The sequence below is a fragment of the Mesorhizobium sp. genome, assembly GCF_004963255.1.
Lineage (GTDB): Bacteria > Pseudomonadota > Alphaproteobacteria > Rhizobiales > Rhizobiaceae > Mesorhizobium.
In genome coordinates, this window is sequence record NZ_SUGA01000010.1 from 1 (window position 1) to 24106 (window position 24106).

Sequence of the window (24106 nt, forward strand, 5' to 3'; positions counted from 1 at the left end):
CTACTCCCCTACTCCCCACGTACCCAGCCACGCCACCCTCCGTCAGTTCCGCCAATGCCAGCGACTGGTCGAGGTGAGCGGCGCGCCAGGCAAGCATCTTCTCCGCGAACTCCAGCCGTACCGGCAGATAGGCCGGGTCGTTCGCCACATTGTTCAGTTCCCCGGGGTCTTTCTGCAGGTCGAACAGAAGCGCTGGCAGGCCACCACCGAAATGGACATATTTGAAGCCGGCCGAGCGGATGACGGCGAGGTTGCAGTCGCGCGACTCCATGCCGAAATGGCGTTCGGCTTCGCCTGCCGCGATCGTGCGGAAGTCGAACTCCCAATGCGCGGCGTCGCGCCAGTTTCCGGGCCGGTCGCCGTCAAGCCACGGCGCGAGCGAGCAGCCGTCGAGATGGTGCTGCGGCGCGGCGCCGATCAGGTCGAGCAAGGTCGGAAAGACATCGACGGCTTCGGTGAAGTGCTCCACGGATGAACCGGCCGCGGCTCTCCGGCGCGGGTCGCGGACGATCAGCGGAATGTGGTAGCTGGCATCGAAGAAGCCGCCTTTGCCCAGCATGAAATGGTCGCCCATCATCTCGGCGTGGTCGGATGTGAGCACGACGATGGTGTCGTTCCAGGCGCCTGCCGATTTGATCGCCCGCCAGATGCGGCCGAGCTGCGCATCGACCTCCGAAATCATGCCGTAATAGATCGCGCGGATGCGGCGGAAATTCTCCTCACTCCAGTCCGGCACGCCGCCCTCCATGCCCGGAACGAATTTCGTTCTTTTCTGGAGGGCGAGATCATAGGCGAGATAAGGGTGGCTTGCGGCCTCGGCCTGCCAATTTGCCGCGCGCTTGAAAGCGGGGCCTTCAGCCGGATCGTACATCGTATTGTAAGGCTCCGGCACGATGAAGGGCGGGTGCGGGCTGATGAAGGAGATGTGCGCGAACCATGGCGCGCCCTTGTCCTGCTCGCCAAGCCAGCGGATGAATTCGCCGGCCAGGAAAGCGCTCGGCGTCTGGTCCTTCGAATAGACCGGCGGCGCGTTGGTGACGTCGCATTCCGCCTGCCCTTCGGCCAGACGGTGGATGCCAGGGCTGCCGGAGCCGGTGTCTACGCCTTGCGCGCGCAGCCATGACAGCCACTGCTTCTGATGCTCGGGCAAAGCCTGTCGGACGGTGAAGCCGGGCAGCACGCCTTCATAACTGCGCAGGCGCGGATCCCCCACCGCAAGCTGGCGCGGGTCGAGCGAGACATCGGTGTATCCGAACAGGGTTGGATCGTAGCCCGCCGCGCGCGCCGAAAGCGCGATGTTGCCATGGCGCGCGTCGAGCGGCGTGCCGTTGCGGCAGACGCGATTGTTCATCTGGTAGAGGCCTGTATAGAGACAGGCGCGGGCTGGAGAACAAGGCGCTGCCCCGCCATAGTGGCGGCGGAAGAGCACGCCCTCAGCGGCGAGCGCATCCGCATTTGGCGTCTTCACCACCGGATGGCCGGCGGCCGAAAGGCAATCGCCACGCCATTGGTCGCAAGTGATGAGGAGAACATTCGGGCGGCTCGTCGGATTGTCCAAGATCATCTCCTTGTGGAAGCGCTCAGATGGAACGGAAATCACCTGGGTTGCAAGCCGATGCTGGTGATGGATTGGTGAACATATTTTGAACAGTCGTTCACGTTTATGATACAGTCCATCCTGTGTTTGCCCGCTTTGCCGCAGAGCCGCCCCTCCTCATATTGGCGTGGACAGCGGCGAGGGCCGCGCAAGAACAAGGGAAGGAGCACGATCATGCTCAATCAGATCCAGGGCCTGCATCACGTCACCTCGATGGCGAGCGACGCACGCCGCAACAATGAGTTCTTCACGAAAAAGCTTGGCCTGCGCCGGGTGAAGAAAACCGTCAATTTCGACGCGCCGGACGTCTATCACCTCTACTATGCCGACGAGGTCGGCACGCCGGGTTCGGTGATGACGTATTTTCCGTTCCCCGATATCGGCAAGGGCCGGCACGGCGTCGGCGAAGTCGGCACGACGGTGTTCTCGGTGCCGGAAGGCACGCTCGCCTATTGGGAAAAGCGCTTCGCCGACGAGGGCGTGGGCAATGTTGCCCGCACCCAAACCTTTGGCGAAAAGCGGCTTACCTTCACCGGCCCGGACGGTGACAGCTTCGCGCTTGTCGAGGACAAGGCCGACAGCAGAGCGCCCTGGGTCAAGGGCGGCGTTCCCGGCGACGAGGCGATCCGCGGCTTTCACTCGGTCTCGCTCCGGCTGAAGGACGGCGGCGCCACGGAGGAGCTCTTGAAGTTCATGGGCTATGAGGAGGTCGACAAGTCCGGCAATATCCGCCGGCTGGCGATCAAGAACGGCAATGGCGCCGATGTCGTCGACATCGAATCGCTGCCCGGCGCCGGCTTCGCCAATCTCGGCGCCGGCTCGGTGCACCATGTCGCCTTCGCGGTCGAGGATCGCGCCAAGCAGCTCGAGGTGCGCAAGGCGCTGATCGACACGGGCTATGGCGTGACGCCGGTCATCGATCGCGACTATTTCTGGGCGATCTATTTCCGCACGCCGGGCGGCGTGCTGTTCGAGGTGGCAACCAACGAACCGGGCTTCGACCGCGACGAAGACACTGCCCATCTTGGCGAGGCGCTGAAGCTGCCGACGCAGCATCAGCATCTTAGGCCTTATCTCGAAGAGCACCTGCAGAAGCTGGAAGGCTGAAGCCATGAGCAAGGACGCTTACATCCACAAAACGCTGCCCGGTTCGCCGGGCAGCCCGCTGCTCTTTGTCTTCCACGGCACCGGCGCGGACGAGAACCAGCTTCTTGGCTTCGGACGCGATCTGGTGCCTTCGGCGACGATCGTTTCGCCGCGCGGCGACGTGTCGGAGCATGGCGCTGCCCGTTTCTTCCGCCGCACTGGCGAGGGCGTCTATGACATGAACGACCTGGCGCGCGCGACATCGAAGATGGCGGGCTTCGTCAAGGCGCATGTCGAAACGGCAAAACCATCGGCGGTGTTCGGTCTCGGCTATTCCAACGGCGCCAACATCCTGGCTTCGGTGGTGTTCGCCGAGCCAACGCTGTTCGATGCCTCGGCACTCATGCATCCGCTGATCCCGTTCGAGCCGAAGGTGCAGGGCAGCCTTGCCGGCCGCCATATCCTGCTCACGGCCGGCAGGCGCGACCCGATCTGCCCGCCTAACCTGACGTCGCGGCTCGAGGCCTATTTGCGCGCCGACGGCGCGGATGTCACAGTGGAATGGCACGACGGCGGGCATGAGGTTCGGCCGAATGAAATCGAAGCGGCGCGGCGGCTCTTTGCGCTGGCGCCAGCTGCCCAAGGAGGCAAGTGAAATGGCTGACCAACTGCCCGAGATCGAACTGGAAGACCGCGGCTCCAAGGGGCGCTATGTGCTGCGCGGCCCCGGCGGCGCCGAGGCCGAGATGACATTCACCAAGATCGGCGAGCACCAGCTGATCATCGATCATACCGAAGTGCCGGACGTCTTTCGCGGCCAGGGCGCCGGGCTTCGGCTCGTCACCCGCGCCGTGGAGGATGCCCGTGCCGCCGGCAAGAAGATCATCCCGCTCTGCCCCTTCGCCAACGCCCAGTTCCGCCGCCACCCGGAATGGGCGGATGTGTTGAAGCAGTAGCGCGGCTTCTCCCTTCTCCCCTTGTGGGAGAAGGTGGATCGGCGCGCAGCGCCGAGACGGTTGAGGGGTGGGGGACGGATCACCGTCCTTGTCAAGCTGGAGCACCCCTCATCCGACCGAGCTTCGCTCGGCCACCTTCTCCCACAAGGGGAGAAGGGAAAGACGCGCTCTGGCATTTGCACCGGCCGGCCATCTTGCCTAAGTTGACGGTTCGTTCGGACGAAACCTGTCGTCCCGCCTGTCCCCGATTTGAATGGCTCCCCTGATGACCGATACCGACCTGATCCCCGTTTTCGACGGACATAACGACACGCTGCTGCGACTCTACCAGTCGAAGGAAGCCGATGTCGAAAAGCTGTTCATCGAGGGAACGCCGGGCGGCCATATCGACCTGCCGCGCGCCAGAAAGGGCGGCTTTGCCGGCGGCATGTTCGCGATCTTTCCGCCGCCGGTCGAAAAGTCGAAGCGCAGCGCGGTGCCGCCGGCGCCGAGCGACAACGAGCCCTTGCCGCCCGAACTGCCGCAAGCAGAAGCGATCACCTCAACCATAGGGATGGCTTCGATCCTGTTCAGGCTGGAGCGCGCCGGCGCGCTGACCGTCTGCCGCAGCGCCGGCGATGTTCGCGCCGCGATGGCGAAGGGTTCGATCGCGGCCGTGTTCCACATCGAAGGCGTCGAGGCGATCGATCCCGGGCTTGCCATGCTCGACGTGCTGCATGCTGCGGGCCTGCGCTCGCTGGGCATCGTCTGGAGCCGCCCCAACGCCTTCGGCAATGGCGTGCCGTTCCGCTTCCCATCGTCGCCCGATACCGGGCCTGGCCTCACCGATGCCGGCAAGGCGCTGGTCAAGGCGTGCAACCAGCTCAGGATCATGATCGACCTCTCGCACCTCAACGAGAAGGGTTTTCGTGACGTGGCGGGCTTGAGCGACGCGCCGCTGGTCGCGACTCATTCCAACGTGCATGCGATCTGCGGCCATTCGCGCAATCTGACCGACTGGCAGCTCGGCGCGATCCGCGAATCGGGCGGCATGGTCGGCCTGAACTTCGCCACCGGCTTCCTGCGCGAGGATGGCCGCATGAACGCCGACACCAGCATCGACATCATGGTGCGCCACATCGATTCGCTCTTACAGGCGCTGGGCGAGGATGGCGTGGGCCTCGGCTCCGATTTCGACGGCGCCATGATCCCGGCCCCGATCGGTGATGTCGCCGGCCTGCCCAAGCTCATCGATGCGCTCGCGGCGCGCGGTTTCGGACGCGCGCTGATCGAGAAGATCGCTTACCGGAACTGGTTGAGGGTGCTGGAAAGAACAATAGGGTGAAGCCTGCCTACTGCGCGTAACCCATCCGCTTCAGCCAGTCCTTGTCGACGCCGCGGTCGCGGATGATCGCCAAGGGGCTTTCCGCGTCGAGCCGGGCGCAGACGCGATAGACCTCCAGCGTCTCGGCATTCATATCGCCGCGCTTGAAGAAATACATCGCCGCCGCGTAGCGGGTGCGGCCGGACCACATCTCGCCGAGCGGCGTGTTGACCAGCTGCCACTGCTCGGCGGCTTCCGCCTCCAGGTCTTCCGCTTCGCTTGCCATCGTCAGAAGTCCGCCGGCGGGTTGGCGGTGCGGCGGTCGAGCTTGATGAAGGGCCGCGGCACCACCTTCGCCTTCTTCATCAGCTTCTGGTACTGCAGCTCGCGCATGGCGTAAATCTCGACCCAGAGATCGTCGACGATCGTGTCGCCATAGGGCCGCTGCAGGGAGGCAAGCGCGATGTTGCGCTTGGCCATGGGCGACCACATCGCCGCGCTGACCAGCCCGACCTCCTGGCTCTTCCTATAGTAGACGATGGCATGCTCGGCCGGGATGTTGCCTTCGATCTCCAGCCCAACCAGCACATGGCGCAGCCTCTTCTTCGAGCGCGCTTCGAGGATGGCGCGGCGGCCGTTGAAGTGGCCCTTGTCCGGATCGATCATGAAGCCGAGGCCGATCTCGTCGGGCATGCGCAGGCGGTCAGCGCGGATGGCATGCTCGGCAGCTGTGAAGTCGGCATTGGCGACGATCAGCCCGGCTTCCAGCCTGGCGCGGTTCAGCGCGGTGTAGCCGATGGCGCGGATGCCGCGCAGCTCGCCCGCCGCCATCAGCCGGTCCCAAAGGCTCAGCGCCTTGTCGGTCGGCACGAACAATTCGTAGCCGAGATCGCCGGTGAAGCCGGTGCGCGAGATGGTCACGGTAGCACCCTCATGCGCGAATTCGGCAAGGTCGAAGATTTTCAGCCGCTCGACGCCGGCAAAGCCAGCGTCGCGCAGGATGGCGAAGGAGGTCGGGCCCTGCAGCGCCAGTCCGGCGACGGCCTCGGTCTCTTCCTCGACAGTCACATCGTATCGAAAAGCGCTGTCGAGCAGCCAGGGCAGGTGCCGCTCTTGCGAACACAGGCGGAAGCGTGTCGGCGAGAGCCGGAACAGCGTCCCGTCATCGAGCACGAAACCGTCGTCGTCGCACCAGGCGGTGTAATGGACGCGGCCGGGTTTCAGTTTGGTCACGTCGCGCAGCGTGACGCGGTCGAGATAGGCCTCGGCGTCCGGGCCCTCGATCCGGTATTTGGTCATCGGCGAGATGTCGAACAGCGCCGCCTGGCTGCGGATGGCGAAATATTCGAGCTCCTCGTCCCACAGCGAATGCGGGGCGCGGTAGCCGGCCCAATTGTACCAATCCTGCTTCAGTGCCAGCGCGTCGATGCGGGGCTGGAACGGCGTGCCGAGCCGCAGCGTGCGGAAGTGGGATTGGGCTGCTGTGCGGGCGTCGGCCAAGGGCTTGATCGTGGGATGATGGTTCATGACGGCGTTCCTTCGCCGTAGCGCACGACTTCAGCGATTTGCAAAAACATCCCTAGGCCCTCATCGCGATGATGCGGCGCGCGGCGTTGAGGCCGGGCGCGCCGGAGATGCCGCCGCCCGGATGTGAGCCGGCGCCGGCAAGGAACAGCCCTTCGAGCGGCGTGTCGTAACCCGACCAGCCGGAAACCGGCCGCGACATCAGCATCTGATCGGCCTGCAACTCGCCATGGTGCCAGTGGCCGGGCATGCGGTAGCGCGCCTCGATGTCGGCGGGCGTCAGAAGCTCGGCATGGCGAACCGTGGCGCCGATCCCCGGGGCATAGATTTCGAGCTGTGCCATGATTGCTTTCAGGAATAGCGGCTTTCCGGCAGTCCAGCCTTCTTTCAACGCATAGGGCGCGTATTGCACCACGGCCGAGAGCACGCAGGCGCCGCACGGTGCGAGCGAGGCATCGACAAGGCTGGGCAGCGTGATCTCCATCACCGGCTCGGGCGAGAACGCGCCATATTTCGACGGGTTGAAGGCGCGCTCGACATGGTCGGGCGAAGGCGCGATGACGAGGCGGCCTTTGTGGCCGGCGGCGTCCACGCCTGGGAATTGCGGCGGCCGGTCGAGCGCCAGATGGAGCTTCGCCGCATCGCCCTTCATGCGGATATTCCGGACCTTGCGCACGAAGCCGGTGTCGACCTCGCGCGGGCCGACGAGATCGAGGATCGTGGTTGCGGGATTGATGGCCGAGACGACGGTCTTTGCGCGCAGCGTCTCGCCGCTCTGCGTGACGACCCCCACGGCGCGGCCCTTCTCGACGATCACCCTGGCGACCGGCGAAGCGTGACGGATGGAGACGCCGGCCTTCTCCGCCGCGGCGCGAATGGCGGCAACGACGGCGCCCATGCCGCCTTTCGGCTGGACTTGCGCGCCCGCAAGGCCGCCGATCTCGCCGGCAAGCCTGTAATAGAGGCCCAGCAGCGAGGTCGGCGAGCGTGGCCCCAGATGCGAGCCGAGCGTCGCGTCGAAGGCGAGCAGGCCCTTCAGCCGGTCGTCCGAAAGCTGCTCGTCGAGCAGGTCGTAGACGTTCATCAGAAGCACGCGCAGAAAGTCGCGCATGTCTTCCTTGCCGAGCCGCTTCAGCGCCAGCGCGGTCTGGCCAAGCCCGGTCATTTCCGCGAGCGACATGTTGCCGAGGTCTGGCGCCCGGCGCGACAAGAAAGGTTTCAGCACGCCGGCATAGCGCAGCAACTGCGCGCGCAGTTGCTTCCAGGCGGACTGCTCCGCCGAGCTTGCACCTGTCAGCACCTCGCCATAAGCGCCGTGCAGCGTAAGCGGGCCGTTCTTGGACAGCGCGACCGATGGCACAAAGTTACCGCGCTCAATCGTCAGCCCATGGCGCTCGAGCTCCAGGGTCTTCACCACATCGGGATGTAGGCGGTTGAGGAGATGCGCGACGGCGGAGACGCGAAAGCCCGGCGCGAATTCCTCGGTGCGCGCGGCGCCGCCGACCTCGTTGCCGGCTTCGAGCAGCAGCACCCTGCGGCCGGATTTCGCCAGCATCGCGGCAGCGACGAGGCCGTTATGGCCGCCGCCGATGACGATGGCGTCCCAATTCAGTTCAGATGACGTCATGGGCCGGGCTCATATGCAGGGTCGGCTTGGCGAGATCGCGCAGGATCTCGGCGGCGGCGTTGCGTCCGGGCGCGCCCATGACGCCGCCGCCGGGATGGGTGGAGGAGCCGCACATATAGAGCCCGCCTATCGGCGAACGGTATTGCGCGTAGCCCGGCACCGGGCGGTTGAAGAGCAACTGGTCGAAGGTCAGCTCACCCTGGAAGATGTTGCCTTCGGTCAGGCCTACCTCGGCCTCGATCTCGCGCGGCGTGCGTACTTCCATGTGGACGATGCGGTCGCGGAAGCCGGGCGAATATTGCGCGATCTGGGAAATCACGCTTTCGGCGAAGCCGTCGCGGTCGGCGTCGGTCCAGTCGCGCCCGTCTATCTTGGGCGGCGCGTATTGGACGAAGCAGCTCATGAAGTGCTTGCCCGGCGGCGCCATGGTGGGGTCGAGCGTGGTCGGGATCATCATGTCGAGGAAGGGATCGGCAGACCAGCGCCCGGCCTTCCAGTCGTCATAGGCGCGCTCCATGCGCTCGATGGAATCGGTGAAGTGCATGTCGGCGCGGTAGACCGGCGAGTCCTTCGGCAGAGCCGGGAACTCGGGCAGTGAATCCAGCGCGATGTTGACCTTGCCTGAGGAGCCACGAATCTTGAAGTTCCTGACACGGCGCAGGAAGATCTCGGGCAGTTCCTTCTCCTCGACCAGCTTCAGGAAGGTGCGCTTGACGTCGGCGTTGGAGACGACCAACTTGCCGTAGATCTCCTCGCCGCCAGCGAGCACCACGCCCTTCGCCTTGCCTTTTTTGATCAGCACATGGTCGACCTCGGCGCCGGTGCGGATGGTGCCGCCGGAAGCCTTGAAGGAGGCGGCCAGCGCCTTGGTGACGGCGCCCATGCCGCCGCGCGCATAGCCCCAGGCGCCGACCGAGCCGTCGACCTCGCCCATATAGTGGTGGAGCAGCACATAGGCCGTGCCGGGCGACATCGGCCCGAGCGCCGTGCCGATAATGCCGGACAGCGCGAAATTCGCCTTGATCACGTCGGTCTCGAAATACTCGTCGAGGAAGTCCGAGATCGACATCGTCCAGAAGCGCAGGGTCAGCGCCATCTCCTCGGCCGAGAGGCCGACGAATTTCTTGCCGAGATAGAGCAGCTCACCGAGGTCGCGCGGCTTGAAACTCGTCGGGTCGGGGGCGGTGCGCATCAAGAGCGGCTGGATGAAGCGGCACTGCCGCGTGACGTCGCGCGAATAGCGGTCATAGGCCTCGGCGTCGCGCTTCGAGAAACGGGCGAACTCGCGGCGATGCGCGTCATGGTCGCGGTAATTGGCGAGATAGTCGCCGTCGCGCGTGAACACGGCACCGCCTTCATAAGAGATCACCTGCAGGCCGAAGCGCGGCAGCTCCAGGTCGCGCATGATCTCGGGCCGGAACAGCGAGCAGACATAGGAACAGTTGGAATAGAGGAAGCCCGGCGTTAGCTCGCGGCTGGTCGCCGCGCCGCCAACCCAGTCGTTCTTCTCGAGAACCAGAACGTCGAGCCCGGCGCGCTGCAGATAGCAGGCGTTGACCAGGCCGTTGTGGCCGCCGCCGATGACGATCGCGTCCCAGGCCTTCATGTGCGCAGAACCTCCATCCGGCCGCCCTTTTTCGATGCTGTTTTGTTCCCTGATTGCGAGAATTTGGCACGGTTCACGGATTTTTGTCCAGCCATTTTGAATGAATGTTCAACAAATGATGTTGCGTTTTGCTGTTGATGCGCTAGGCTTTGGCAGCATTCTGGACTGATCCGCATCGGCATTTGGGGTTGAAGATCCGATGATCGAAACGGCTGACGCCGAGCCGGAATATGACGACACCGCCATCCGCTTTCTCGAAGCGTTGTGGGGCGAGGGCTACCTGTCGCCGGGTGGCCCGGAAGAGGTCGACCGCGTCATCGAGGGCCTGTCGCTCAAGGGCAAGACGATCCTCGATATCGGCTGCGGAGCCGGCGGCATCACGCTGCATCTGGTAGCAAAGCACGGCGCGGCTCGAGCCACCGGCTTCGACGTCGAAAAGCCGGTGATCGAGGCGGCAAGGCGAGGGGCGATAAGGCAGGGCCTCGAGGACCGCGTCAGCTTCGTGCAGGCGCCGCCGGGGCCGCTGCCTTTCACCGATGCCTCCTTCGACATCGTCTTCTCCAAGGACGCGCTTTTGCATGTGCCGGACAAGGACGCGCTGTTCGCAGAAATTTTTCGCGTGCTGAAGCCGGGCGGGGTCTTTGCGGCATCGAATTGGATGATCGGGCATGACGGCGAGCCGTCGCCTCAGATGAAGGCTTATATAGCGGCCGAAGGGCTCTCCTTCGCCATGGCCTCGCCGGCGCGTTATGCCGAAGCGATGCGGCGCGCCGGCTTCACCGACATCGCCGTCCGCGACCGCAATCCATGGTACCGCGAGGTCGCGCGCGAAGAGCTTTCGCGGCTCAAGGGGCCGCTCTACGCCCGGGCCGCGGCAGCGGTCGGCGCGGCCTATGTCGACAAGAACATCAGGACCTGGGAGGCGATGCAGAAGGTGCTTGACAGTGGCGAGCACCGCCCCACTCATCTGCGCGGTTGGAAGCCGGTTGGATAGCCGGCCATGCTGGAGACCGTCACACCCATGAACACCGAGGCGAGCGATGCTCTCTCCGAAACGTCGCAAAAAGGCGATGCCGAAAAGCGCGGCCGCAAGGCCTCGAAAGAGGTCCGGCGGTTGCAACTGATCGAGGCGACGATCGATTCACTGGCCAAGCGCGGCTATGCCGAAACGACAATGGCTGACGTGGCCGACGGCGCGGGCCTGTCGCGCGGCATCGTCAACTTCCATTTCGAGAGCAAGGAAAAGCTGCTCATCGCCACGCTGCAGCACATGTATGACGAGTATTCGGCGCATTGGCGCACCGCCCTCCAGAAGGCGGGCGACGATCCGGCGAGACAATTGCAGCAGCTGGTGTGGGCCGATTTCGACCGCTCGATCTGCAACAAGCGAAAGCTCGCGGCCTGGCTGGCCTTCTGGGGCGAGGCCAAGTCGCGGCCGACTTACCAGGCGCTGAGCAGCTCGCGCGACGCCTATTACCAGCAGGTCTTCATCGATCTCTGCACGACGCTCAAGGAAAGCGGCGGATACTGCTATGACCCCCAGGCCATCGCGCTCGCGCTCAGCGCCATGCTCGAGGGCCTGTGGCTGCGGCTGATGATGGGGACGGAGGACACCACGCGCGAGACCGCGCTGCAGGCGGCGAACGCGTTTTTGGCCGCCGCCTTCCCGAAGCACTATGGCTAGCGAGTACTGGGACTAGCAAAAACCGGGGTTAGCAACAGCCGGCCAAACAAGACCGGCAAACCAAAAGAGGATGGAACAGCATGAAGAAACTCAGCCGACGCCTGACTTTGACCCTGGCGCTTGGGAGCGCGATCACGGCTTCGGCGGCGGCGTTCGCCGTCGCCGCCGACAAGGATCTGATCGTGTTCGACTGGTCCGGCTACGAGGATCCGAGCTTCCACGGCAAATATGTCGAGAAGAACGGCGACTCGCCGACCTTCGCCTTCTTCGGCGACGAGGACGAGGCCTTCGAAAAGATCCGCTCCGGCTTTAAGTCCGATCTCGGCCATCCCTGCTCGCAAAGCGTGGTGAAGTGGCGCGAAGCCGGGCTCTTGCAGCCGCTCGACACCTCGAAGATCACCGGCTGGAAGGACCTCAATCCCGGCATCATGGCGATGAAGGACCTCGCCACCACGCCCGACGGCAGGGCCTGGTTCATGCCCTGGGACTGGGGCGACACCCAGCTCACCTATAACTCCGACAAGATCGCCGAGAAGGACGTGCAGTCGCTGAAGGCCTTCGCCGATCCGAAATACAAGGGCAAGGTCTCGATCGGCGACAATGTCGACGACGCCTACGCGCTGGCCAGCCTCGCGATCGGGCTCAAGGACTGGACCAAGATGACGGACGACCAGTTCCGCCAAGCGTCTGATTTCCTGCGCCAGGTGCACAAGAATGTGCGCTCCTACTGGACCGACACCACTGACATCGTGCAGCTGCTCTCGGGCGGCGAGGTCGATCTCGCCTGGGCCTGGAACGACGCCACCGTGCAGTCGGCCGCCGCGGGCGTGCCGATCAAATCCAAGAAGGATACTGACGAGGGCATCTCGACCTGGGTGTGCGGCTACGTGCTGTTCAAGGACGCGCCAGGCAATATCGACAAGGCCTATGACTACCTCAACGCCGTCAACGATCCGGAAGTCGCCAAGGTGCTGGTCAAGGACTGGGGCTACGGTCAGGCCAATGCCAAGGGCATGGCGGGAGTCGACCCGGCGATCCTGAAGGAAAAGGGCTACGACAATGTGGAGAAATGGGTCGACAAGACGCTGTTCCAGCAGCCGCTGCCCTCGGAGCTCAAGCTCAAGATGATCGCCGAATTCGAGAAGATCAAAGCCGGCTATTGAGCGAATTTTGGCGACCCGCTCACTTGCCAAGCAGAGCAAAGTGAGCGGGCTCGCCAAAGCTTCTGAATTCTCCTAACTTCCTTCAGTCGTCCGCGATGGGGGAGTTTCTCGCGCCATGAAATCGATGCTTCGCCGCCTTGCTTTGACCGCCCTCGTCACCGTCGGCGCGGGCACCGCCCATGCGCTTGCTGAAGGCGGCGGCGACCTCGTCGTCTTCGACTGGTCCGGCTACGAAGATCCGCTGCTGCACCCGGCCTACACCGCCAAATACAATGCCGAGCCGACCTTCTCCTTCTTCGGCGACGAGGACGAGGCTTTCGAGAAGATGCGCGCCGGCTTCAAGGCCGATATCGCGCATCCCTGCTCGCAAAGCGTGGTGAAGTGGCGCGAGGCGGGATTGCTGCAGCCGCTCGACACCTCGAAAATCGCCGGCTGGAAAGATCTCAATCCCGGCATCATGGCGATGAAGGATCTGGCCACCACCGTCGACGGCAAGGCCTGGTTCATGCCTTTCGACTGGGGCAACACCTCGCTGCTCTACCGCACCGACAAGGTGACGGCGGACGAGGCGCAGTCGCTGAAGATCTTCGCCGACCCGAAGTTCAAGGGCCGCGTCACCATCGGCGACAATGTCGACGACGCCTATGCGCTGGCGAGCCTGGTCATCGGCCTGAAGGACTGGACCAGGATGACGGACGAGCAGTTCGGAGAGGCATCCGCCTTCCTGCGCGACGTGCACAAGAATGTCCGCTTCTACTGGACCGACGACACCGACCTGAACCAGGCCTTCACGGGCAATGAGGTCGACTTGGTGTGGGGCTGGAACGAGACCTATGTGACGCTGAAAGGCCAGGGGATGCCGATCGCCATGAACCGCGACACCAAGGAAGGCATTTCGACCTGGGTGTGCGGCTACGTGCTGCTCAAGGATGCGCCGGGCAAGCTCGACCAGGCCTATGATTTCCTGAGCGCGGTCAACGCGCCGGGTGTCTCTGAGTATATGGTGAAGACCTTCGGCTACGGTCACGGCAACAGCGCCGGCATGGCGGCGATGGACCAGAAGCTGCTCACCGAGCGCGGCTTCGACAATCTCGACAGGTTCCTCGACAAGACGCTGTTCCAACAGCCGGTGGCGCCGGATCTCAAGCAGCGCATGGTCGCCGAATTCGAGAAGATCAAGGCCGGCTATTGAAGAGCATCGTTGAAAGAACCGACGTCGTCATCGTCGGCGCCGGCTTCACCGGCCTGTCCGCCGCGCTCGAGTTGAACCGCGCCGGTATCGATTTCCTAGTGCTTGAAGCACGCGATCGTGTCGGCGGCAGGGTGGAGGCCGTCCGCAACGGGCTCGGCGAGCTGATCGACAGCGGCGGGCAGTTCCTGTGCGTCGACATGCCCGAGGTGATGGCGCTGGCCAAGGCCCACGGCAAGGCCTTCGTCGAGACCTATGTCGACGGCGAATTCATCACCCATCCGTCGATGACAGCGGCGCGGGCGCAGCGGACCTACCATGTCTCGATGGCGATCCGCGAGCGCATGAACCGGATCGATCCGGACGATCCGGCGATTGCCGGACTGACCGTCGCCGATTGGCTGGAACGCCAGCACGACGAGCCAGACGCCAAGGCCGCATTCCGCTCGCTGGTAGAGGGCCTGTGGTGCCTGGCGGCGGACAAGGTGCCGCTCTGGTACCTGATCGACAATGATCGCCGCATCACCAACGAGGTGTTCGAGCTGCAGTATTTTCTGGGCGACACCATGCAATCGCTGGCCGAGGATCTGGCCGCCGAGCTTGGCGACCGGCTGCGCCTGAACCAGGCGGCGACGCGTGTCGAGCGCGCCCCGCAAGGTGTTCGCATCAGCACCGGCGCGGCCACGATCGAAGCGCGCGAGGTTCTGATCGCGTTGCCGCCGGCGACGGCCGCCAAGCTCGACTTCGCGCCTGCCCTGCCTGCCGAGCTTGCGGGCGCGCTCGGCGTCTGGGAAAGCGGCGCGGTGATCAAGATCCTGGTGCGCTACGCAAAGCCGTTCTGGCGCGAGCGAGGCCTGTGCGGCATGGTGATGTGGCGTGACCAGCCGGGGTTGTTTGCCTGCGACGCCAGCAGGGATGCCGAACACGCCGCGCTCGTCGTCTTTGTCGGCGGGCCGCTGGCGCTGCGCTGGCATCGGCTCGGCGAGGCTGCATTGCAGGCGGAAATCACCGCGAGGCTTGTCCAGGCGCTCGGCCCGCAGGCCGCCGACATCGTCGATTTCAGCGCGCGTGACTGGACGCATGACCGCTGGAGCGGCGGCGCCTATAGCGACCTCATCACCGACGTGACGGCGCGCGATGCCGAGCGCGTGATCCTTGCCGGCGCGCCGCCGGTCCATTTCGCCGCTTCTGAGGTCTCGCCGTCTTTCCCGGGTTATGTCGAGGGCGCGATCGTCGCCGGGCGCATCGCTGCCGCAAAGATTCAGTCGGCCATCGCCACCAAGGCCTCGGGGTCGTAGGCGAGGCGGATCGGGGCGCCGACCGGAATATCGTCGGCGCCGAAATCGTTGGTCTCGGTCACCGAGAGCGGTTTTTCGAGCCCCGGTATCTCGACGATCAGATGGGTGATCTCGCCGAAATAATGCCGCTCGACGACCTTGCCGGCGACCTCGAATTTCGCCGACGCATTGTCCCACAGAACGCGCAGGCGTTCGGGCCGGATGCCGAGCGTCGCCGCGCCGCCATTGCGCATGAAAGCTTTGGGCTTGTCGGTCCTGACGCGGCCGAAGCCCAGCGTGTCGAGCACCAGCGAAGCGCCGTTCTCCTCGACGATCTCGGCCTTGACGAAGTTCATGCCGCCGAGGAAGTCGGCGACCTGGCGGTTGACCGGGCGCTGGTAGATCTCCTTCGGCGAAGCGACCTGCGCGATGCGGCCGCCGAACATCACGGCGATGCGGTCGGACATCGCCAAGGCCTCGTACTGGTCATGCGTGACCAGCACGAAGGTGATGCCGACCGCCTGCTGCAGCCGGCGCAACTCGACCTGCATCTGCTCGCGCAACTTCTTGTCGAGCGCCGAGAGCGGCTCGTCCAGGAGCAGAACCTTGGGACGCATGACCAGGGCGCGGGCCAAAGCCACGCGCTGGCGCTGGCCGCCGGAAAGCTCGGTGGCGCGACGCTTGCCGAGGCCGGTGAGCGAGACCTGGGCCAGCGCCTCCTCGACGCGGCGTTTTTCTTCGCCGCCCTGCAGCTTCAGGCGCTTCAGCCCATACGCGACATTCTGCTCGACATTGAGATGCGGGAAGATCGCATAGCTCTGGAAGACCATGTTGGTCGGCCGCCGGTTGGCGGGGATGCCGTCCATCGGCTGGCCATCCACGGCGATGGAACCGCTGGTCGGCGTGTCGAATCCGGCGATCATGCGCAACAGCGTGGTCTTGCCGCAGCCTGAGGGCCCGAGCAGCGAAAAGAACTCACCTTCGCGGATCGCCAGCGAGGCGTTGTCCAGCGCCTTGAACGATCCGTAGCTGCGGGTGACGTCGCGGATCTCGATCATGGTGCGCTCGGACTGGATGCGCTCGGACTGGACCCGCTCAAGCATGGAGGCCTCCCTCGTTCTGGGTGCGTCTCGCCGCGCGGCGGCGCAGGATTTCGGCAATTGTCATCAGCACGAAGGACGCCAACAGCAACAAGGTGCCGAGCGCCAGCACGCCAGGAAGCTTGGCCGCGAAACGCAACTGGCCCCAGATGTAGATCGGCAGTGTCGCCTCGGTGCCGGTAAGAAAGAAGGCGATGATGAATTCGTCGAGCGAGATGGTGAAGCACACCAGCAGGCTGGAGATGATCGCCGGCGCGACCATCGGCAGCGTCACGCGCCGGAAGGTGCCGAAGGCGCTCTCGCCGAGATCGGCGGAGGCCTCCTCCAGGCTGCGATCGAAACCCTCGAAGCCGGAGGTCAGGACGGTCATGGAGTAGGGGATGCAGACCAGCACATGGCCGAGCACAACGGTGAACAGCGACAGGCTGAGGCCCAACTGCAGCATGACCAGCAGCATGGAGATGGCGACGATCACCTCGGGCAGCACGAGCGGCGCCATGATCAGCCCGTTGATGGTGCGGCGGCCGGGATAGCGGTAGCGGGTGATCGAGCGGGCGGCGAGGATGCCCAGCACCGTCGACAGGATCGAAGCCGATATGCCGACCAAAAGGCTGTTCCAGGTGGCGTCGATCAGCGCCGGCGTTTTCGGCAGGTCCTCGTACCAGTGCAGCGTTATGCCGGAGAGCGGGAATTTCGGTGTCGCCGCCGTGTTGATCGAGAAGATCGGCAGGAAGATCACCGGCAGATAAAGGAACAGGATGTAGAGCGTGGCGTAGCTCGACAGCCATCCAGGCAGGAAACGTCTCATCGCCGTCATCGTGCCAGCCTCTGCAGGGCGCGGATGACCAACACGGTGGCGCCGGCCATCAGCGAGACGATGATCATGGTGGTGACCGAGAGCGCGGCGCCCAGCGGCCAGTTCGACGCCTTGCCGAACTGCGCCTGGATGGCATTGGCGATCATGACGCCGTCCTTGCCGCCGACCAGCTTCGGCGTGACATAGTCGCCGACGGTCGGGATCATGACGATCAGCGCCGCCGAGATGACGCCGGGCGCCGACAACGGCAGGGTGACGCGCAGGAAGGAGCGCAGCGGCCCGTCGCCGAGATCGGTCGCCGCCTCGACCAGGGTTCGGTCGACCTTCTCCAGCGAAACGAAGATCGGCAGGATGGCGAAGGTCGCCCAGGCATGGGTGAGCGTGATGATAACGGCGGTGGAATTGTAGAGCAGCGCGTCCGACGGCTCGCTGATGATGCCAAGGCCCATCAGACCGGAATTCAAGACGCCGTTATAACCGAGGATCACCTTCCACGACATCACGCGCAGCAGGTAGCTGGTCCAGAACGGGATGGTGATGAGGAACAGCCACAAGCTCTTGTGGCGGCCACCATGGAAGGAAATGAAGTAGGCGATCGGGTAGGCGAGCGCCACCGTCAGCAGGCTGACCGTCAGCGAGATGTAGAGCGAGCGCCAGAGCAGGTCGCGGTAGATCGGCTCGGTCAGCGCGATCCGGTAGTTCTCCAGGGTGAAGGTGTGGTCGATGGTGAGATAGTTCTGCGTCCAGAAGGAATGGGCGATAACGACCAGGATCGGCAGGACGAGAAGAATAAGGGCGTAGACGAAGGTGGGACTGATCAGGGCAAAGCCCTGGACGGCTTCCGATTGCAGAAGGGGATTTCGTCTGGCCCCCGCCATGCGCAACGGGGGCGACCCTTCCGCGGCAACCGTCATTGCAGAGCTCCGGGCGTGATTTCGGTAGCTGGCACGGACTGTCCCGCCATGCGGCCTTCCCATTCGTGGCGCCGGCCGCCTGTTCCCGAATTATGCTTGGAGCATGATCGCTCCCTGGCTTGCCGGCTTTCTTTCATCATGAGCGTATCCGCCGATTGAAATCAAGCGCTATTTCTGCGATATTGATTGAACGAACATTCAAAATGAAGTGGTGAAAAGCCGAATTTCCTTGGTTTTCCGCGCTTTTTGATGTGCGACAAGGTTTCTGCAACCCGATAGTGTGAGGCGAAGATGGCGGCTCAAAGCAAGATCAAGGCAAGCGAACTGATCGGCCCTGGCGATGACGACGCGGTCGCGCTCGCCAAGCGCCATCTGGTTCAGCCCTGGCCCTATGCCGGCTCGGTCGGCGACGAGGCGCGCACGCTGATCGGCGAGGGCGACGGCATCTACATCACCGACGCCTCCGGCAAGCGGCTGATCGATGGCCCGGCCGGCATGTGGTGCATCAATGTCGGCCATCGCCGCGAGGAACTGGCCAAGGTCATGTACGACCAGGCGATGGCGCTCTCCTACAACACGCCGTGGTACACGATGAACGCGCCCTCGGCCGAGCTGGCGCGCCGCATCGCCGATGCGGCGCCCGGCGACCTCAGCCACACCTTCTTCACCACCGGCGGCTCATCGGCGGTGGAGACGGCGCTGCGCTTCATGCAGTTCTACAACAATGTGCGCGGGCGACCGGAGAAGAAGCTGATCCTCAGCCGCGGCGGCGCCTATCACGGCTCGACCTATCTGTCGGCCTCGCTCAACGGCCGTCCGCGCGATCACGACTGGATGGATGGCGCAAGCGATCTGGTGATCAAGCTTTCCTCGCCCGATCCGTTCCGCCGGCCCAAGGGCATGAGCATTGCCGCCTTCACCGACTTCCTGGTCGATCAGTTCCGGGACGCGATCGTGCGCGTCGGCGCCGACCGCATCGGTGCCTTTGTCGGCGAGCCGGTGCAGGCTTCGGGCGGCGTCATCGTGCCGCCGGACGGGTATCTGAAGCGCATCCGCGAGATCTGCCGCGAGAACGATATCCTCTATGTCTCGGACGAGGTGGTCACCGGCTTCGGACGGCTCGGCCACGTCTTCGCTTCGGGCGACGTGTTCGGCATCGATCCGGACATGATCACCTTCGCCAAGGGCGTCACCTCAGGCTATTTCCCGCTCGGCGGCGTCATCATCTCCGAGCGGCTGCTGGAAGAGCTGCGCCGCTCCAACCATCCCGACGCATTGTTCGGTCATGGCCTGACCTATACCAGCCATCCGATCAGCTGCGCGGTGGCGCTGAAGAATCTCGACCTGCTGGAAGAAGGCGTACTTGCCCACACGCGCGAGATCGCGCCCTACTTCCAGGCGCAGTTGAAGACGTTGGAAGAGCTGCCGCTGGTCGGCGAGGTGCGCGGCGTTGGCCTGATGGCTTGCGTCGAATGCGTGGCCGATCGCGAAAGCAAGGATCCGCTGCAACTCGACAAGGATGTCGGCAAACGCATCGACGCGCATTGCCACGAACTCGGCCTTCTGGTGCGGCCGCTGATCAACATGTGCGTGATGTCGCCGCCGCTGATCATCACCAAAGAGCAGGTCGACGATATGGTGGCGATCCTGCGCGAAGGGATTTCGCGGACGATGGATGATTTGCGGAAGGAAGGCGTCTGGCGGGGGTGATTAGCTCTTTCCTTCTCCCCGTTTCACGGGGAGAAGGAGGAGAGGAGCTACCCCCTCGACCGCAGCGCGTCGTTCAGGCCCCACATGTCCTTTTCCTCGGGTGCCGTCTCCAGGTTCAGCACCGGGACCTGCCTGCGCAGATGGTCGTGGTGGGTGCGCACGCCGTACTCCAAATCCGACAAGTAAAAGCCTTCGAAAGCCTCCGACAGCATGGATTCGTTCGACCACACCGAAAGCTGCACGTCCTCGTTCATGGTGTCGCGATCGATGCGGTACGCAAGGTAGCGCGCGGCCGCCTGCTCCCTGGTCTCGTCCTTGTAACGGTAGATGGCGCCGCGCAGCAGCGTCTCGCCGGTCGACAGCGGGAACTCCTGATAGAACTGGACGGATTCCGGCATGATCGACAGCGCGTTGTTGGGGAAGATGCCGTAATAGATCCAGGCCTTGCGCAGATGCTCCGGCAGATGCGCGGCCTCGGGCGCGAGCTTGATGTATTCGCGCACGCTCCAGCGCCGGCCGGCATGCGGATTGTAGGTGGCGAAGGAGCGCGACACGCCGTTGACGAAAGGCTCGTCGAAATAGGTGGCGCCGTAGAGGTCCTGCAGCGCCGGATGCGCCATGGCGACGTGATAGCCTTCATTGTCGACGTCGCGCACCGACTTCCAGTTGACCGGCGATTTCTGCGTCCAGATGCCCCAAGACGGCACCATGTCGGCGACGTTGTAATGCGCCATCTCGGCCTCGATCGGCTTGAGCAGCTCGGCGACCGAAGGCTGCGGGCCGCCCTTGCGGAAGCGGATGAAGATGAACCCCATCCAGATTTCGAGATCGAGCGGCATAAGGCCGAACTCGGTCTTGTCGAGCTCGGGGAAGGAGCGCGGACGGGCAGCGCCGCGCAGCGTGCCGTCGAGATTGTAGACCCAGCCGTGAAACGGGCAGACCAGCGCGTTCTTGCAGCTGCCCTGGCTGTCGGCGACGACGCGGCTGCCGCGGTGGCGGCACATATTGTTGAAGGCGCGCACGACGCCGTCCTTGCCGCGCACGATCAGCGCGCGCTCGCCAATGACGTCCATGGTCAGATAGTCGCCTGCATTCGGCACGTCGGAGACATGGCCGGCGATCTGCCAGTGATTGCGAAAGACATATTCCTTCTCGAGCTCGAGAAGGGCGTTGGAGTGATAGCTCCACCCCGGCAAACCCCGCCGGTCCCAATCGTTGGGGATCGCCACGTCACGGAGGTGCGGGTTCATCGGAATGCTCTTCTTTTTGTTGAATGCTCATTCAATATAGACATATTTTCCATTGAAATGCAACGGCTTGTAGGAATACGGAAATTCCAAGGCTGTAAGTTCGACCTCGTCCGGGCCGGAAAAATCCCGTAGAATCCGGGCCTTAATCGAGGAAGCGGAACGGCGCTTGCGAGCGCCGGTGCCCGCGTCGGAAAGGGCATGTTTCGATCGATGCCGAGCTGCGGCAGACGACAGCGACGCGCTCGATTCAAGCGTTGCTGTGTGAGGCTGTTTACAGTCGGGCAGGCGCGACAGGCGCATAGCTGCGCCAACCAGCTCGATAATCGGTCGAATGGTTGCCGTGGATCCGAAGGCCGCACCGCTCAGCGTCTGTTTCAATCCTGTTACACAGGCAATCGCCGCCAATCATCCGACTGTTACGTGGTGCGACTAAGTTCGTTTCACAGCAAAAAGAAAGATAACGAAGGGAACAGCCGATGTTTGCGAAAGTTCATGCCGCCGATACGAATCGCCGCCAGCATGGCCCGGAGCGCAATGACCGCCGGCCGAAACTTGCGCTGCGCCAGCGCGCCAGCGACCATCCGATGGCGATGTTCATGCTGATCGGCGCCTGCGCCTTCGTCGGCATGCTGGCCGCGCCCGCCTCCGGTCCGGCCTTCGCGTCGATCAACCCGCCAGGCAATGTCGTTGAAGGCGCGCAGACCACGCTCAAGACCGCCCGCCTGCCGGAACCTGCAATCGACTTTGCCTGTAAGGGCCAGAACTGGGGCGCCGAGAGCGTCGAGTGCCTGCGCGCCATCGCCGAGCAGTCCGGCCAGCACCGTGAGCGCGCTGTGCGCATGATCGCCAACGCCGCGCCGGTCACCAACACGCCCAACATTTTTTAAGACCTCCCCAGAGCGCTCCCTCCTGCGCTCAAGTCAGGCTCCCGCCGCTAAGTCGGTCGGGAGCCTCTTTTTTTGGGGTCTGTCCATATTCAGGTGAGGCCGGCCTGCGAAGGGTGGCCTCCTGCGCTTCCGGTGCTCACGTACTTTTAGTACGCTCCGCTCCGGTTCTCGGAAGCCACCCTTCTCGGCTCGGCCTGACCTGAATCTGAACAGACCCGTGCAGGCGCCAACTCGGAATTCGGCCGCGCGCCTTTCCAGGTTAGCCCGCTCAGATGTGCGAGCCATTGTCGGCTGCTGCTGCGGCTTCGTCAGCTACGGCCGACAGGATGCCGCGGACGTCGAGCGTCGAGAACGGCTTTTCCAGAATGTGCGGGCGCTGCGGCGGCGGCAGCGCTTCGATCTCCGCCTTGGCGCCGATGAGGTCGCCGGTCACCAGCACGAAGCGCTTGGCCAGAGCGGGCTGCTGCGAGAGCAGCTCGCGGTAGATCGCGATGCCGCTGATGCCCGGCATGCGCAGGTCGGAAAAGACGATGTCCGGCGGCATATGGCCCGTGAGCACGTCGGCGGCGGACGTCCAGCTTGCCACCACACGCGACTTGAGCCCCATCAGCTCCAATATATCCGAAAGCGAGCCCGCGACGTCGGGCTCGTCGTCGATGATCAACGCATGGCGCAACCCGCTCGAGCGCGCCGGCCCTTCACCCGCGCTTGCGGCACCGCCGGCAATCGCCGGCAATTGCACGACGAAGCGCGCGCCGGTCGGTTGCACTTCCTCGAACCAGATGCTGCCGTTGTGGCGCTCGACGATCGACTTCGAGATCGACAGGCCGATGCCGGTGCCAACCCCGACCGGCTTGGTGGTGAAATAGGATTCGAAGATGCGCGCGCGGATCGCCTCTGGAATGCCCGGGCCGTTGTCCTCGACGGAGAAGCCCGGATTGCCGTGCTCGTTGCGGAATGTCCGCACCTTGATGATCCGCTCGCCGGTGATGCCGGCCAGCGCATGCTGGCTGTTGATGAGGAAGTTCGCCGCCACCTGGGTGATATGGTCGGCGTCGGCCATGGCAAGCAGCGGCCCGGTGGCGAAATCGGTGTCGATGATGATGCCGCTGGAGCGGGCGCCATAGGCGGTGACCTCGAGCGCCGAGCGCATCACCTGGTTGAGATCGGTCTCGGCCTGCTCGGTCGGGTGCAGGCGCACCATCGACAGGAAGCTCTTGACGATGCGGCCGCAGCGCTCGGCGGCCGCGCGCACCTTCTCGGCGCGCACCTTGGTCTGCGGGTCGCCGGCGAATTCGTGCAGCAGCGTCGCCTGCGCCACCACCACCGCCAGTGGGTTGTTGAGCTCGTGCGAGACCCCGGCGAGCAGCGAGCCCATCGCCGCCATCTTCTCGTTCTGGTGCAGCTTCTCGCGCTGGCGGTTGATCTCCTCCTCGGCCTGCAGCTTTTCGCGCAGGTCGCGGATCGAGCCGAAGATCAGGCGGCGGTCGGCAACGCGCATCTCCGTCGCCGTCAGCTCGATCGGGAAAATCTCGCCGGCGGCGTTCTGGGTGACGGTCTCCAGGCGCTGGCCGACCATCGGCGCGCCGCGGCCGGCCATGTATTCGGCACCCGAGGCGTAGCCCTTGCGGTAATATATCGGAACGATGGTATCGAGCAGGTCCTTGCCGAGGATGGCGCTGCGCTGGAAGCCGAACATCTTCTCGGCGGCCGGATTGAACTCGATGATCGAACCCGTCTCGTCGATGACAATGATGGCGTCGAGCGAGGCCTGCAGCATGGTGCGGCGGATCACCTCGCTGGCATGCGCCTCGGATGGCGAGCGCTCGATGGCGTCGCCGATGGCCAGAGCGATGATGTGCAGCGTCGCCTCTTCCTCATCCGTCCATTCACGCTCGGCGATGCAGTCGTTGACGGCCAGCGTGCCCCAGAAATGGCCATGCGCGAAGACGGAGACGGACAGGAACGACTTGATGCTCTGCTTCTCGAAATCGGCGCGCAGGAAACCGTCCAGGTTGCGCGTGTGGCCGGAGAAGATCTTGCCCTGGCGCTCGTCTTCCTGCAGCCGCTCCAGCAAGGAATCCGAGTTGATGATCGACTGCATGATCACGGTGGGCGAGGCCAGGTCGCCGCCGAAGTCGGGGTCGATCCAGTAGGCAGCGACGGACTGCGCAAAACCCTCACCCGGCAATTCACGCAGCCGGAAGAGAATGCCGCGCTGGCAATCCATCTTGCGGCACACCGTCTCCAGTATGCCGTCCATCTCGCGCTGCCAGTCGCCCGCCTCGCGCAGGCGGCGCACGACATGGACGGCCGCCATCGCGGCGCCGCCCGGGCGCGAGGCATGCATATCGGTGCGTGCTGCATCAGCAGTCATGGTCATTCCAGCCCGGAACGTCGGTCGTTCAGAGCATCC

22 protein-coding genes are annotated in these 24106 nt (G+C 64.2%); 11 read left to right on the top strand and 11 right to left on the bottom strand.

From position 1 onward, the window contains the following. Positions 1-1558: alkaline phosphatase family protein (locus E5X34_RS13480; RefSeq protein ID WP_292565242.1), on the bottom strand; the 1558-nt coding region annotated here is incomplete at its 3' end. A 213-nt stretch (positions 1559-1771) separates the two neighbouring features. Here E5X34_RS13480 and E5X34_RS13485 point away from each other — a divergent pair. The 4 genes from E5X34_RS13485 to E5X34_RS13500 all read left to right on the top strand — a co-directional run bounded on the left by E5X34_RS13485 (position 1772) and on the right by E5X34_RS13500 (position 4963). Next, positions 1772-2704: a VOC family protein gene (locus E5X34_RS13485; protein ID WP_292565245.1), complete on the top strand. Its 933-nt coding sequence runs from the start codon at positions 1772-1774 to the stop codon at positions 2702-2704. A gap of 4 nt (positions 2705-2708) precedes the next feature. After that, complete coding sequence (locus tag E5X34_RS13490; protein WP_292565247.1) at positions 2709-3338, top strand: alpha/beta hydrolase; 630 nt, start codon at positions 2709-2711, stop codon at positions 3336-3338. A gap of 1 nt (position 3339) precedes the next feature. After that, positions 3340-3639 carry a GNAT family N-acetyltransferase gene (locus E5X34_RS13495; protein WP_027166574.1) on the top strand — a complete coding sequence of 100 codons (300 nt, stop codon included), beginning with the start codon at positions 3340-3342 and terminating at the stop codon, positions 3637-3639. Positions 3640-3904: 265 nt separating this feature from the next. Next, on the top strand, positions 3905-4963 hold the full coding sequence (locus tag E5X34_RS13500) for a dipeptidase (RefSeq protein ID WP_292565250.1): 1059 nt from the start codon (positions 3905-3907) through the stop codon (positions 4961-4963). Between the two features lie 7 nt (positions 4964-4970). Here E5X34_RS13500 and E5X34_RS13505 read toward each other — a convergent pair whose 3' ends face one another. From E5X34_RS13505 to E5X34_RS13520, 4 genes are read right to left on the bottom strand one after another with little or no spacing between them, the layout of a single operon-like run. Then, positions 4971-5228, bottom strand: coding sequence for a hypothetical protein (locus tag E5X34_RS13505; RefSeq protein WP_292565253.1), 258 nt, complete (start codon positions 5226-5228; stop codon positions 4971-4973). 2 nt (positions 5229-5230) lie between these two features. Further along, on the bottom strand, positions 5231-6469 hold the full coding sequence (locus tag E5X34_RS13510; protein ID WP_292565255.1) for an aminomethyltransferase family protein: 1239 nt from the start codon (positions 6467-6469) through the stop codon (positions 5231-5233). Between the two features lie 52 nt (positions 6470-6521). Continuing rightward, positions 6522-8093: an NAD(P)/FAD-dependent oxidoreductase gene (locus E5X34_RS13515; RefSeq protein WP_292565258.1), complete on the bottom strand. Its 1572-nt coding sequence runs from the start codon at positions 8091-8093 to the stop codon at positions 6522-6524. Then, complete coding sequence (locus E5X34_RS13520) at positions 8080-9699, bottom strand: NAD(P)/FAD-dependent oxidoreductase (RefSeq protein ID WP_292565260.1); 1620 nt, start codon at positions 9697-9699, stop codon at positions 8080-8082. The genes E5X34_RS13515 and E5X34_RS13520 overlap by 14 nt, the downstream gene beginning before the upstream one ends. A 199-nt stretch (positions 9700-9898) precedes the next feature. Here E5X34_RS13520 and E5X34_RS13525 point away from each other — a divergent pair, with 199 nt between their 5' ends. From E5X34_RS13525 to E5X34_RS13545, 5 genes are all read left to right on the top strand, one after another. Beyond that, positions 9899-10693, top strand: a complete 795-nt coding sequence (locus tag E5X34_RS13525; protein WP_292565263.1) for a class I SAM-dependent methyltransferase — start codon at positions 9899-9901, stop codon at positions 10691-10693. A 6-nt stretch (positions 10694-10699) separates the two neighbouring features. Then, positions 10700-11383 (top strand): transcriptional regulator BetI, encoded by a 684-nt coding sequence (gene betI / locus E5X34_RS13530; RefSeq protein WP_292565265.1) that lies wholly within the window; start codon positions 10700-10702, stop codon positions 11381-11383. Between the two features lie 80 nt (positions 11384-11463). Further along, a complete protein-coding gene (locus E5X34_RS13535; protein WP_292565268.1) occupies positions 11464-12546 on the top strand; it encodes an ABC transporter substrate-binding protein in 1083 nt (360 codons plus the stop codon). Positions 12547-12661: 115 nt separating this feature from the next. Next, the gene (locus E5X34_RS13540; protein WP_292565271.1) at positions 12662-13738 is read left to right on the top strand and encodes an extracellular solute-binding protein; all 1077 of its coding nucleotides are present in this window, start codon (positions 12662-12664) and stop codon (positions 13736-13738) included. Next, on the top strand, positions 13711-15033 hold the full coding sequence (locus tag E5X34_RS13545; RefSeq protein ID WP_292565614.1) for a flavin monoamine oxidase family protein: 1323 nt from the start codon (positions 13711-13713) through the stop codon (positions 15031-15033). Before E5X34_RS13540 ends, E5X34_RS13545 begins: the two co-directional genes overlap by 28 nt. Here the strand turns inward: E5X34_RS13545 and E5X34_RS13550 are convergent. Genes E5X34_RS13550 through E5X34_RS13560 form a run of 3 tightly spaced genes read right to left on the bottom strand, consistent with a single transcriptional unit; the run spans position 14997 to position 17843 of the window. Continuing rightward, positions 14997-16070 carry an ABC transporter ATP-binding protein gene (locus tag E5X34_RS13550; protein ID WP_292565617.1) on the bottom strand — a complete coding sequence of 358 codons (1074 nt, stop codon included), beginning with the start codon at positions 16068-16070 and terminating at the stop codon, positions 14997-14999. The genes E5X34_RS13545 and E5X34_RS13550 overlap by 37 nt on opposite strands. Before the next feature lie 37 nt (positions 16071-16107). Then, positions 16108-16929, bottom strand: a complete 822-nt coding sequence (locus E5X34_RS13555; protein WP_292565275.1) for an ABC transporter permease — start codon at positions 16927-16929, stop codon at positions 16108-16110. Continuing rightward, positions 16926-17843, bottom strand: coding sequence for an ABC transporter permease (locus E5X34_RS13560; RefSeq protein WP_292316466.1), 918 nt, complete (start codon positions 17841-17843; stop codon positions 16926-16928). The genes E5X34_RS13555 and E5X34_RS13560 overlap by 4 nt, the downstream gene beginning before the upstream one ends. A 291-nt stretch (positions 17844-18134) precedes the next feature. Between E5X34_RS13560 and E5X34_RS13565 the strand changes: the two genes are divergently transcribed. Beyond that, positions 18135-19553 (top strand): aminotransferase, encoded by a 1419-nt coding sequence (locus E5X34_RS13565; RefSeq protein ID WP_292565279.1) that lies wholly within the window; start codon positions 18135-18137, stop codon positions 19551-19553. 47 nt (positions 19554-19600) lie between these two features. On the opposite strand, the gene E5X34_RS13570 is transcribed toward E5X34_RS13565, so the two are convergent. Both E5X34_RS13570 and E5X34_RS13575 read right to left on the bottom strand, forming a co-directional pair. Beyond that, positions 19601-20803 (bottom strand): aromatic ring-hydroxylating dioxygenase subunit alpha, encoded by a 1203-nt coding sequence (locus tag E5X34_RS13570; RefSeq protein ID WP_292565282.1) that lies wholly within the window; start codon positions 20801-20803, stop codon positions 19601-19603. Positions 20804-20830: 27 nt separating this feature from the next. Next, entirely contained in the window at positions 20831-21181 is a 351-nt protein-coding gene (locus E5X34_RS13575) for a hypothetical protein (RefSeq protein WP_292565285.1), read from the bottom strand. Positions 21182-21279: 98 nt separating this feature from the next. On the opposite strand from E5X34_RS13575, the gene E5X34_RS13580 reads away from it, so the two are divergent. Further along, positions 21280-21690 carry a hypothetical protein gene (locus E5X34_RS13580; RefSeq protein WP_292565288.1) on the top strand — a complete coding sequence of 137 codons (411 nt, stop codon included), beginning with the start codon at positions 21280-21282 and terminating at the stop codon, positions 21688-21690. Between the two features lie 268 nt (positions 21691-21958). On the opposite strand, the gene E5X34_RS13585 is transcribed toward E5X34_RS13580, so the two are convergent. After that, positions 21959-24067 carry a hybrid sensor histidine kinase/response regulator gene (locus tag E5X34_RS13585; protein WP_292565291.1) on the bottom strand — a complete coding sequence of 703 codons (2109 nt, stop codon included), beginning with the start codon at positions 24065-24067 and terminating at the stop codon, positions 21959-21961. Positions 24068-24106: the final 39 nt, after the last annotated feature.